The sequence below is a fragment of the Chryseobacterium sp. A301 genome (assembly GCF_054489425.1).
The window spans coordinates 223,303-235,676 of record NZ_JBTMWY010000003.1; the positions used below are offsets into that span (position 1 = coordinate 223,303).

The 12,374-nt window shown below is 41.7% G+C and carries 9 protein-coding genes; 4 read left to right on the forward strand and 5 right to left on the reverse strand.

Annotated elements, in window-relative coordinates; translation table 11 throughout:
• Positions 1-55 precede the first annotated feature (55 nt).
• Together ACX3PU_RS06975 and recQ are read right to left on the reverse strand one after the other, a co-directional pair.
• Positions 56-2,617, reverse strand: a complete 2,562-nt coding sequence (locus ACX3PU_RS06975) for an adenosylcobalamin-dependent ribonucleoside-diphosphate reductase (RefSeq protein ID WP_459084244.1) — start codon at positions 2,615-2,617, stop codon at positions 56-58.
• A gap of 246 nt (positions 2,618-2,863) precedes the next feature.
• On the reverse strand, positions 2,864-5,068 hold the full coding sequence (gene recQ, locus ACX3PU_RS06980) for a DNA helicase RecQ (protein WP_459084245.1): 2,205 nt from the start codon (positions 5,066-5,068) through the stop codon (positions 2,864-2,866).
• Between the two features lie 98 nt (positions 5,069-5,166).
• On the opposite strand from recQ, the gene ACX3PU_RS06985 reads away from it, so the two are divergent.
• The 3 genes from ACX3PU_RS06985 (at position 5,167) to ACX3PU_RS06995 (ending at position 8,740) form a co-directional block, all read left to right on the forward strand.
• Positions 5,167-6,126: a KpsF/GutQ family sugar-phosphate isomerase gene (locus ACX3PU_RS06985; RefSeq protein WP_459084246.1), complete on the forward strand. Its 960-nt coding sequence runs from the start codon at positions 5,167-5,169 to the stop codon at positions 6,124-6,126.
• Positions 6,127-6,215: 89 nt separating this feature from the next.
• Positions 6,216-7,031, forward strand: coding sequence for a twin-arginine translocase subunit TatC (gene tatC / locus ACX3PU_RS06990; protein ID WP_459084247.1), 816 nt, complete (start codon positions 6,216-6,218; stop codon positions 7,029-7,031).
• 86 nt (positions 7,032-7,117) lie between these two features.
• The gene (locus tag ACX3PU_RS06995; RefSeq protein WP_459084248.1) at positions 7,118-8,740 is read left to right on the forward strand and encodes a M1 family metallopeptidase; all 1,623 of its coding nucleotides are present in this window, start codon (positions 7,118-7,120) and stop codon (positions 8,738-8,740) included.
• 86 nt (positions 8,741-8,826) lie between these two features.
• Here ACX3PU_RS06995 and dacB read toward each other — a convergent pair whose 3' ends face one another.
• Positions 8,827-10,200, reverse strand: a complete 1,374-nt coding sequence (gene dacB / locus ACX3PU_RS07000) for a D-alanyl-D-alanine carboxypeptidase/D-alanyl-D-alanine endopeptidase (RefSeq protein WP_459084249.1) — start codon at positions 10,198-10,200, stop codon at positions 8,827-8,829.
• Between the two features lie 247 nt (positions 10,201-10,447).
• On the opposite strand from dacB, the gene ACX3PU_RS07005 reads away from it, so the two are divergent.
• Positions 10,448-11,155, forward strand: coding sequence for an AAA family ATPase (locus ACX3PU_RS07005; protein ID WP_459084250.1), 708 nt, complete (start codon positions 10,448-10,450; stop codon positions 11,153-11,155).
• Here ACX3PU_RS07005 and ACX3PU_RS07010 read toward each other — a convergent pair.
• The gene (locus ACX3PU_RS07010) at positions 11,152-11,850 is read right to left on the reverse strand and encodes an SAM-dependent methyltransferase (RefSeq protein ID WP_459084251.1); all 699 of its coding nucleotides are present in this window, start codon (positions 11,848-11,850) and stop codon (positions 11,152-11,154) included. The two genes, ACX3PU_RS07005 and ACX3PU_RS07010, sit on opposite strands and share 4 nt — an antisense overlap.
• A 9-nt stretch (positions 11,851-11,859) precedes the next feature.
• Positions 11,860-12,300, reverse strand: a complete 441-nt coding sequence (locus tag ACX3PU_RS07015) for a low molecular weight protein-tyrosine-phosphatase (protein WP_459084253.1) — start codon at positions 12,298-12,300, stop codon at positions 11,860-11,862.
• Between the last annotated feature and the right edge of the window lie 74 nt (positions 12,301-12,374).

The window sequence follows — 12,374 nt, forward strand, 5'->3', positions numbered from 1 at the left end:
TTCGCAAAGCTTCCTACTTTTCAAATAGGATCGCAGTTGAGTACGAAAAATGCTTTTAACCGCATTTGGAACTTCCACAACTCTTGCAGGTAAGGCAGCCTTCTTGGTACATAACCTCCGGCGAACCGCAATTCGTACACTTTTGTCCTTGTACTTCAGTTCCGTCCGGAATGTACCTTTTTAAGGCGCGCGCTACTCCTGCTTTCCAATTGTTAATTGACTCGAGGTTTAGTTCCATTCTATTTACAAGTTCTACAACACTCTCAAGGGGAAGTCCATGTCTAAGAGTTCCCGAAATAAGTTTTGCATAGTTCCAGAATTCAGGATCAAATTTATGCGAAAGACCCTCAATGGTCGTCTTATATCCTCGTAAGTTTTTGAATTGGAAATCGTAGCGGGAGGTTCCATTGTCATCTCGGTTCTTAATAATGACTCCTTCGTTCACCCAACGTGGCAATAGAATTCCTTCTTCGTCATCAGCAAGACCTGTGAAAATTTCATAGGGTTTCCCGTCGATAAGACCGACAAAAGCGATCCATTTCTCCTTGTTGTTTTGGAAACGTACCACGTCCGCCTCTAGAGACACTGGGCGCTTCGTAGGGAATCCCGGTTTGAGTTCGCTTGTGGATTCTTTCGTTTCTTTTTTCTCTTCATTGGAAATCAGTACGCCGGAACGTGAACCGTCACGGTACACAGTGACTCCCTTGCATCCTTCTTCCCAAGCGGTTAAATAAAGCTCATTCACAAGTTCTTCGCTCGCTTCGTTCGGGATGTTGATCGTGACTGAAATGGAGTGATCGACCCATTTTTGAATTGCGCCTTGCATTTTCACTTTGCTCAACCAATCCACGTCATTGGATGTTGCCTTATAATAAGGAGACTTTTCAATCAGTGCATTGATTTCGTCTTGCGTGTAATTTACCTCCGTATCGATTCCATTCGCTACCATCCAGGTCTTAAAATGATGGTGGAAAACCACATATTCTTCCCAAGAATCGCCCACCTCATCCACAAAGTCCACTCGGACTTGTTTGTCGTTTGGATTTACTTTCCGGCGTCGTTTGTATACCGGCATGAATACCGGCTCAATTCCTGAGCTCGTTTGACTCATTAGTGAGGTACTTCCTGTCGGTGCAATCGTAAGGAGTGCGATGTTTCGTCGCCCGTGTTTAACCATTTCCTTGTAAAGAGCAGGGTCTTCTTTTTTTATTCTCACGATAAAGGGATTGTTTTCTTCCCGCTTGGCATCGTACACCTCAAAGGCTCCTCTCTGCGCGGCCATCTCTACGGACGAACGGTAGGCTTCAAGGGCTAAGGTCTTATGAACTTCCACAGAAAATGCAACGGCCTCTTCACTGCCATAACGCAAACCAAGGGCTGCGAGCATATCTCCTTCCGCAGTAATTCCTACCCCAGTTCTTCTACCTTGAAGCGTTTTTTCTCGAATTTTGAACCAAAGAGACCTTTCGGTTCCTTTGATTTCTTCCGATTCCGGATCGGAATCAATTTTTGCAACAATGGCATCAATTTTTTCTACCTCCAAATCAATAATATCGTCCATCATACGCTGCGCGTAACGAACATGGGATTTAAATAAATCAAAATCAAATTTCGCCTCTTGGGTAAAAGGATTTTGAACGTAGGAATAAAGGTTAATTGCTAAAAGTCGGCAAGAATCGTAGGGACACAGTGGAATCTCTCCACAGGGATTGGTTGAAACCGTTTCAAACCCTAAATCTGCGTAGCTATCAGGCACCGATTCTTTTTGAATCGTATCCCAAAATAAGATACCGGGTTCGGCAGACTTCCAAGCATTGTGCACAATTTTATTCCAAATCTCTTTGGCCTTTACTTCCTTTTTTACTTTGGGCTCTTTGCTATGGATAGGATAGCTTTGTGTATAGCTTGAGTCCTCTTTTACGGCTTTCATAAAAGCATCGTCAATTCGGACAGATATATTCGCTCCTGTAATTTTTCCTTGTTCTAATTTCGCATCAATGAAATCTTCTGCATCCGGGTGGTTAATCGATACAGAAAGCATAAGTGCACCTCGACGTCCGTCTTGCGCCACTTCCCTTGTCGAATTGGAATACCTTTCCATAAAAGGAACCAGTCCAGTGGAAGTTAAGGCTGAATTTTTCACAGCAGACCCTTTCGGACGAATGTAGGAGAGGTCGTGCCCGACTCCGCCTCTTCTTTTCATTAGCTGAACTTGTTCTTCATCCACTTTCATGATGCTTCCGTACGAATCGCTATTGCTTCCATTGCCAATCACAAAGCAATTGGACAAAGAGGCAATCTGAAAATGATTCCCAATCCCGGTCATGGGACTTCCTTGGGGGATAATGTATTTAAAATCTCGAATGAGTTCAAAGACTTCTTCTCTAGAGAGGGGATCTGGATATTTATCTTCAATTCGCGCAATTTCGTCTGCAATCCTCCAGTGCATATCGTCGGGGGTAGACTCATAAAGATGTCCCTGAGAATCCTTTAATGCATACTTACTTACCCAAACACGCGTCGCGAGATCGTCCCCTTTGAAGTACTCTAGGGTTTTCGAAGTGGCGGAATCAAATGTAATAGGATTTGTTTTTTTGGTGGCGATTGAACTTTCCATGGATCTAAATAATTTAATGAAATAAATGTACATTAAATCCACTACACTACAAAAAGTTTACAAATATTTTTAGTTACTCAGCTGTAAAACAGCTAGATGTATTTTTACAAAACCTCAAAAGTGTACAGAAATTAAAAGGGAAATATATTTTTGAATTTTCAGAAAAACAAAAAAGAGCGGCAAAATCTATGGATTATCGAAAAAGAACCTACCCTGAAATCCCAAGCATAGAATCAGGAAAAAGAATTAATTTGCGATGTCTGAAATGAATTTAATTCTGAGCATACGAATCTCTTCGTCGCTTAGGTCCTCACCAAATTCTCCTGTCAAGACTTTCATACTATCACTATCGCTTTGTTTCATGAAATCCATGAATTCCTCCACAATGTCCTCGTCAATAAACTCCTCGAGGTAGTAATCAATATTTAACTTCGTGCCTTGATAGACGATTCTTTCCATTTCTTTTAGAAGGGCATCCATCGTTAGATGTTTTGCTCTAGCAATGTCCTCTAAGTCTAATTTCTTGTCCGTACTCTGGATGATAAAAACTTTGTGACTCGATTTGTTAGCCACCTGCTTTAGCACCATATCCTGCGTACGCTCAATTTGATTTGCATCCACGTACTTAGCGATAAACTCGGCAAATTCCTTTCCATACCGACGTGCTTTTCCTTCGCCCACCCCATAGATTTTTGAAATTTCCTCAGAGGTCACTGGATACTGAATGGTCATGTCTTCTAGGCTCGCATCCATAAAGACTGTATACGGAGGGATTTGATGCTTTTTCGCAACGGTCTTTCTAAGCTCCTTAAGCTGAGAAAAAAGGTTCTCATCCATACTGCCTGCAGCCAGTACATCGCTTTTGTCAGACTCCGTTCGAAGCTGCTCTAAATTATACTCCCGGTCTTGCGCAATCTTAAATTCAGGTTCAATTTCACCGGATAAAACACGAAGTGCCTTGCTTGAGAGTTTAAGAACTCCATAGGTTTCAATATCCTTGGTTAGATAATCCTGTACATTGGCCTGCCGAATGATCGATTTCCAGTAATTGTCAGAATGCGCCTTTCCAATTCCAAAAAAATTGGTTGTTTCTAATTTATAGGATTTGGTGACTGAGTTTTCTTTGCCCATAATCAGGCTAATTAAATCTCGCGACTTGAATTTTTCTCCCAATGTTTTTACAATCTCAAGTAATTTTTTCAAATCCGAGAAAGCATCCACCACAGGGGGAGGATTCACCGCGTTGTCATCCATTTTCGCCCCATCTCCGTGCACGGGATCAAACCGCTCGCCAAAATAATAAAGTAAGTACTGTCTACGGCTCATTGAGGTTTCCGCATAGCCGACCACTTCATTTAAAAGCTGCAGTCCGATTTCTCGTTCTGAAACGGGTTTTTGCGCTAAAAATTTCTCTAGTTTTTCAATGTCTTTTGGATCGTAAAAAGCAAGACAGTAGCCCTCGCCTCCGTCTCGGCCTGCACGACCTGTTTCTTGGTAATAACTTTCAAGGGATTTTGGAAAATCATAATGAATAACGAAACGCACATCGGGCTTGTCAATACCCATTCCAAACGCAATGGTCGCCACTATCACATCACAATCTTCGGTTAGAAAACCGTCTTGGTTCGCGACTCTGGTTTTTTGATCCAGTCCGGCATGATAAGGTCTTGCGTTAATGCCATTGACTTGCAACAATTGCGCGAACTCCTCCACCTTTCTACGGCTAAGGCAGTAGACAATTCCTGATTTTCCTTTTCGAGCGTTTATAAATTTAACGATCTCTTTATCAATGTTGATTTTTGGGCGAACCTCGTAAAATAAATTGGCTCGGTTAAAACTCGATTTAAAGACTTTGGCATCGCTCATGCCAAGCGTTTTTTGAATATCATCTTGCACCTTCGGCGTAGCCGTTGCAGTAAGGGCGATAACGGGCACGTCTGCAATTTTATCAATAATTAATTTAAGGTTCCTATATTCCGGGCGAAAGTCATGCCCCCACTCGGAGATACAATGCGCCTCGTCAATCGCCACAAAAGAAATGGGCACCTCCTTTAAAAACTCCATATAATCCTCCTTAATAAGAGATTCAGGAGCCACATAAAGAAGTTTGGTCACGCCGCTTCTAATATCGCTAAACACTTGTGTGGTTTGTGTTTTGTTAAGGGAAGAATTAAGGACATGCGCTAACCCTTTTTGGGAAGAAAGTCCATTGACCGCATCGACCTGGTTCTTCATCAGTGCAATTAAGGGAGAAACGACAATTGCTGTCCCTGGCAAAATAAGTGCGGGAAGTTGATAACATAGTGACTTACCTCCGCCGGTAGGCATTAAAACGAAAACGTCTTGCCCGTCCAAAAGCGTTTCAATAATCTCCTCTTGGTGTCCCTTAAAAGTAGAGAACCCAAAATATTTCTTCAATTCACGCGATAAATCCGTGTTTTTCGTCCCCATCTAATTTTGTTTGCTAAATTTGCACATTACCCAAAGTTACTAAATAATCCCTTAAAAGGCAATCTTATCTTGGGTAAATTATCTAAAACTACTTTAAGTTGAAAAATTCAGATCTAATCCTTTTGGCAAAACGCTCTATTGACATTGAAATCTCTGAACTTGAATTACTCAGTCAGCGAATCGATTCAAGTTTTGCAAAGGCCGCCCAACTCATCAACCAAGCGAGTGGAAAACTCATTATTGTCGGAATTGGAAAATCCGCCCATGTTGCAAATAAGATTGTAGCGACGCTAAACTCTACGGGAACCCCCTCGCAGTTTCTTCATGCAGCAGAGGCAATCCACGGAGATTTAGGACTCATCCAAAAGCAAGATGTGGTTTTGTGTATTTCAAATTCCGGAAATTCCCCGGAAATCGTCACCCTTCTTCCTTACTTAAAATCGTATTCTAGCAACTTAATTGCTATGACTGGGAATTTGGAGAGCAAACTGGCACAAAGCTCAGATGTGGTCCTTAATACGCATGTGGAAAAAGAGGCCTGCCCCATTAAACTAGCCCCTACCAGTTCCACTACCGTTCAAATGGCATTAGGAGACGCTCTTGCGGTCTGCCTTATGGAGCTAAATGGATTTAAGGAACAAGATTTTGCGAAATTTCATCCAGGCGGTAGCTTAGGCAAAAATTTAACCGCTACCGTGGAGCAGTTTTTATCTACTCAAAAACCACAAGTGGCCCCCAATGCAAACATACGAGAAGTCATCATTTCGATTAGTGCTTCCTCTCACGGGGTGACCGTCGTGATCGATCAAGAGAAAATCACAGGGGTTATTACCGACGGGGACTTAAGAAGAATGCTTTTGAATACCGAGGACATTTCCCAAATGCTTGCCCAAGACATTATGAGCGAAAACCCCAAGACCATCGACAAAAACGCGCTTGCAAAAGACGCAATGGCACTAATGAAAGACCGCAATATTGGTCAAATCATTGTGACCGATGAGAATACCTATTACGGAATTATTGATATCCATCGTCTTTTGGACGAAGGCATTCTGTAAACCTGCCCCTCAAACCCCTTTAGTTTCGCTAGGCGAATTGTAACTTATTGCGTATTTTCGCAACTTCAAAACCAAAATAAATCAAGCTTGTGGATCGCGAGAAAGACATGTCCTTAATTGGGCACATTGGAGAACTAAGAGGCCATTTAATTCGATGCATTATCGCCATAATCCTGTGTGGCTTTGTGGTAGGTTTTAACATCGAATGGATTATTGACCAGATTTTCTTTGGTCCAGTGAAAAATGACTTCCCTACGTTTCGTGCCATCAATTATCTTTCTCAAGAACTCGTAGGCACCAACGCAATTGAACTCCCAGCGGATTTCCCGGTAAGGGTGCAGAAGCTCTACCAACAGTTCAATGTCATGATGAGCGTGTCGGTTATTGGAGGGATTGTTCTTTCCTTCCCTTATCTTGTTTGGGAGCTTTGGAGATTTATTTCTCCCGCGCTTCATCCCAAAGAGCGAAAAAACTCTTCCCTGCTTATTAATTCAGTTTGGGTCCTTTTCCTTTTAGGAATTTTGTGTGGGTATTATCTGATCCTTCCGTTTGCAATTAATTTTGGTGCTGTTTTTAAAATATCGGAAATCATTGAACCTTTGTATGACCTATCGGATTACGCTGCCTTGTTCTTTCAGATTGTAGTCGGTATGGGAATTGTTTTTCTCTTTCCTATTATTGTTTATTTCTTGACTGCCATTGGTATTTTAACCCCTACCTTTCTTAAAACCTACCGTCGACATTCCCTCGTTGTGATTTTGGTCATTGCAGCCGTCATTACCCCTGCCGATGTGCTAAGCATGTCCATGGCTGCCCTTCCTCTTTTAGTTCTTTACGAATTCAGCATTGGCATTTGCAAACGCACGTATAACAAAATGCAAAAACGAGCTCAAAAGGTCGTGTAGTTTTTAGAATCATAGCGGCATAAAACCACCTTACCCCTTAAAAAGGTCACCATTTTTTACTACTTTTGGGTCTTATAATTGAAGATATGAGAATCCTTACGTTTTTACTTTCTATTTCGTGCGCACTTTTGAGCGCACAAACATTTACCCGGCAAGATACCCTCAAAGGGTCCAATACGGAATTCCGGGATTTTTGGGATGTCAAAAAATACGATATTGTTGTAAAGCCAACCTTTGAAACCCAAACCCTAGAAGGCCAAAACACCATCACTTTTGAAGTGACTGAAGATCGGAAAAATACGACCCTGCAAATTGATCTACAATCTCCAATGAACTATAAGATCCTTAAACACAACTTGGGGTTGATTTCCGAAAAAAGAGAAGGTGACTTTCTGTTTCTCACCCCAAAACTTCCCTTAAAAAAAGGACAACGATACGCCCTTACCATCGGGTACTCTGGCGCACCAAAAATCGCGAAGAAAGCACCTTGGGACGGAGGCTGGGTCTTCGCAAAAGACAAGAAAAACCGTCCTTTCATGAGCGTGGCTCAGGAAGGAGAAGGACCCTCTTTATGGTTGCCCCTTAAAGACCAATGGCTTGACGAACCTGATGAAGGCATGACCATGGAAATTGTAACTCCTAGCGACCTAGTGGGTGTTGGAAACGGACGCTTAGTTTCCAAAACTCAAAAGGGCGATTTTACAAGTTATATTTGGGAAGTAAAAAACCCAATCAATGGATACTCTATGGTACCAAGCATAGGCCATTACGTCCATTTTGGAGAATCTTATGAAGGAGAAAAAGGACCTCTGGATTTAGACTATTGGGTTTTGGATTATAACCTAGAAAAAGCCAAAAAGCAATTTGCGCAAGTAAAGCCGATGATGAAAGCCTTTGAATATTGGTTTGGTCCTTATCCTTTTTACGAGGACTCCTACAAACTAGTAGAAACTCCTTATTTAGGAATGGAACATCAAAGCAATGTCGCTTATGGCAACAACTATGAAAACGGATACCTAGGACGTGATCTTTCCCAAACCGGAGTAGGTCTCAAGTGGGATTTCATTATCATTCACGAGACCGGACACGAGTGGTTCGCCAACAACATTACAGCAAGCGAAAAAGCAGACATGTGGATTCAAGAAGCGTTTACTAGCTATTCGGAAACGCTTTTCACCGAAAACTATTTAGACCCAATTTCTGCCGACCGCTACCAAATCGGAACCCGAAGAGCCATTCAAAATGACAAACCCATCATTGGGCTTTATGGTGTGAATGTATCGGGAAGTGGCGATATGTATTACAAAGGAGCAAGTATGCTGCATACGATACGAGAAGCCGTAAACGACGATGCAAAATTCCGCCACATGCTTAGAGCTCTTAACAAAACCTTCTACCATCAGATGGTTAGCTCTGCACAAATTGAAAACGAGATGTCAAAACTATTAGATAGGGATCTCTCCTCAGTCTTTAATCAGTACCTACGCGGAGTGAAGGTTCCGAAATTAGAACTTGTACACAATCCAGACCAAGGAACTCTTGAGTTTCGATTTCAAAACACAGTTCCTAATTTCTCCTTGCCTATTCACTTAAATAAAAACCGGACGATTCACCCTACGGCTCTTTGGCAAAGTATCAAACTTTCAAAAGGTGAAACCTTTGAAGTGAGTCCAAACTATTACATCGAAGTAGACCTTAAAACTTCTTAAAAAGATAGGGTCTATTCCTTAAAAAAAGCATCGCACGAATCTTTCTCATGCGATGCTTTTTTTATTTCCCTTCTCTCTCTTTTTCCTTATTTAAGAGGAGAGAGTACATCGTACAAAGCCTGACTAATATTTCCACCTTGGTAGTTGTTCAAAATGACTGCAAAAACATAGGCTTTCCCATTTGAACTGCGGTGGTATCCCGCAAAAGACTTCGTGTTTTTCATCGTTCCACTTTTCATTTTCATCCCGTTGCCTTGCACCGGAAATCCATTGTAAAACGCATCGAACCACCCTTGTTTTTTACTCCACAAAAGCGCTTTTACTTCTGCCTCTGCAGACACATAATTCTGAGGGGACAACCCGCTTCCGTCTGCAAAATTGATCATCTTTGAATTAATTCCTTTGCCTTTCCAAAAATCCTTCATGTAGGCAATTCCGCCGTCGAATGAATCGGAATTTGTTTTTTCTTTGGCCATGGTTTTTACAAGAGCTTCCCCATAAAGGTTCACACTTTTTCTCATAAAATAGTAAACCACTTGCTCTAACGAAGGAGATCTATACTCTAGAAGTAGCGTTCCTTTGGGAACCCGCGCCTTTTCCCCCGATTCAATTCTCTCGAGAGACGAGGTTTTAACTTCTCCCTCCAGCTCAATTCCTGCTTTTTTAAGCCCTGCTTTTAACTCTAAACCTAATTGTAAAGGTGGGTTGGGAATAACCCCGGACACGGTCATGGATTTGTTGGGTAAGGTTCCATTCACATAAGCGACATTTGAAAAAGGAGCCGTAAACACAAGACTTTGATCCGAGCTCCCACCCGCTTTTAAATCGTTCACCCATTTTACTCCTTCTAAGTCCATATTGAATCCCCGGATTTCTTTTCCGGACGTTTTCATGTCAAATTGATTCTCTCGCCAATTAACACCAAATACACCGGCTCCATAATAGTTGCCTAAATCGTTCCAGGGCCAACCACCCGGTATGGTTTGAAAATCAAAATTGGAATCGTCGATCCACAGGTTTCCAGACACTTTTTTGATTCCCTTCTCTTTTAGCGCCGACACCACTGCCTTTTCAAAATCCTCGGGTTTATGGCCTGAATAACGCCAACTGCCAAGCGTGGGGTCTCCGTTGGAAAACACGTACAAGCTACCGTTTAAAACGTCGTTTGAAATTTGCCCCTCATAGGACAAAGTCGTTTTCCATTTAAAATCACTTCCAAGAGACTCTAGAGCAGCACCTGCAGTAAAAATCTTTTGAGTGGAGGCACTTGAAAGTCCCTTTCTACCCTGGTGTTCATAGAGTAAATTTCCATTTTCGTCTGCGACGTACAAGGATAGACTTGCCGAGTAAGCGGCAGAAGAATTTAAAAGAGATTGAACTTGCCTTTCTAAACGCTCAGCGGTTGACTGAGCAAAGGCGAAGGCACTGATAAAAACAAACAGTAGGGCACTATATTTCATATATAAAATTATAAATCTAAGCTTCCATCGAAGGGGGAAAACCCTATTTTCTCATTCGAAACGAAACAAAATCAGTTCCACAATTCGATTCTACGAAGATAAATTAGACTTTAAAAGTACAGAAATTAGTTAAATCCTCCTGCACTATTTTGAACTATCCGCTAAATACAAAAGGAAAGAAAATGAGAATCTCGTTGCTTTGTATTCTACGAAACTAGCGTTATCTTTGCATTAGACTCCACTCCAAATGAACCTATTCGATTTAATTTTAGCTCCGGATCCAGGCGTAAGCCTTGAAGACATGCAATTGCAGAAAGATCAAAAAGAGGCCCTCGAGCAACTTTTGAAAGAACAAAAGTTTACCGAGCAACTGGCTCATTACGGACTTGAAATAAATAATAAAATTCTCTTCACAGGCCCTTCGGGTCTTGGAAAGACCATGGCTGCCAAAGCCATTGCCCATGCTCTTTCTCGTCCAATAATCATCCTAAATCTGAGCAATCTCGTGAGTCCACGCATCGGAGAAACAGCTCAAAATTTAAAACAAATCTTTGATAAAGCCTCACGAGACAAAGCGATTTTATTCCTGGATGAATTTGACCATATTGGAAAAGCTAGGTCTTTAGAGGATAAGGAAGTGGGCGAAATGCGACGGCTAGTAAACTCTCTGATTCAACTCATCGATTACTTTCCACAAAAAGCAATTCTAATTGCCGCTACCAATCATCCAGAGGTTGTCGACACGGCGATTTTAAGAAGGTTCCAAGTGCATATTTCCTTTCACATGCCCTCTAAGGAGCAATTGGACCGGTATTATGATCAGCTTCTCGAGAATTTTCCAAAAGAGCTCAGTCGAATCGATCGCCACTATGAAATCTCTTATGCAAAAGCAAAAGACCTGTGCCTAACGCAGGTAAAAAAGAATTTGATTTCAAAATTAGAATCTGAAGCTTAACGTCCAATCACAAATACGGTAGGAATCTTGTGAAGATCTGTCTTTTTCTTTCTCCACTCTGAGATTTTCAAAGTCTGAATGAATTCCTCGGTAGGATGCCCAATATTGGAGGCGACGCATAGCTTCTGCTGAGGAGAAAGTGTTTTGCATAGATCTTCTAGCATCGCATTGTTGCGGTAAGGAGTTTCCATAAAAATTTGACTGGTTCCTGTCTTAAGAACCGTTTGCTCAAGCTGCACAATCTTATGCCTACGTTCTGCTTTATCAATCGGCAAATACCCGCTAAAGGTAAACTGCTGACCGTTAAATCCACTTGCAATCAATGCCAAAATCATGGAAGAGGGACCATTGATAGGCACCACTTGAACCCCATTTTCATGGCACCAAGAAACCAGGATATTGCCGGGATCGGCAAGACAAGGAAGACCCGCTTCTGACAAAAGTCCGCAATCCGCTTCTTCTTTCAACCAACCAAGTCCTTCCCCTAACTCCTCTGTCTGGGTGTACTTGTTGAGAAGAATTAACTTAAGATCACTTTGTTTTTTTTCGGGACAAAAGAACTTAATTATACGACGAGCGGTTTTCTCATTCTCAACAAAATAGCAATCGATCTTTGCGATATACTCGGAGATCACCGGTGCAAAATGACTCTTCGGTGTAAGTTCGCTCAAGTAAGCAGGTAAAAGTATAAGCATAACGTTCTATTAATGGGTTCTTTTAAGTTCAGCGGCCAGCTCATCAAGTGCCTTGTCGAGCAAGTCATAAACTTCATCAAAACCTTCCTGCTCGCCAAAATAAGGGTCAGGTACCTCGCCCCTATTTTCAAGAAGCAATTGCACTTTACGCGTCTGTTCCTTAGTTTCAGCCAACTCAAGCGCATTCTCAAGGTTGGATCGGTCCATACAATAAATCCGATCGTACATATTCAAATGCTCCCTTTTAAAGCCTTGTGCTCGATGCATAGAAAGATCTAGACCTCTGTTTTTTGCCGTTTGAATCATACGACTGTCTGCCGAATTTCCCTGGTGCATAAAACTAGTTCCCGCACTAGCTACCTCAAAATTGCTGGGCAATTTGGATCGTAATAAGCCCTCCGCAAGAGGACTTCTGCAAATATTGCCAAGGCAAAGCATTAGAATTTTCATGGTCTTTTAAAATCAGAATTAGAAGCGAATTTAAAAAAAAAAATGAAGAACGCTGGATCCTTCATTTTAATTTG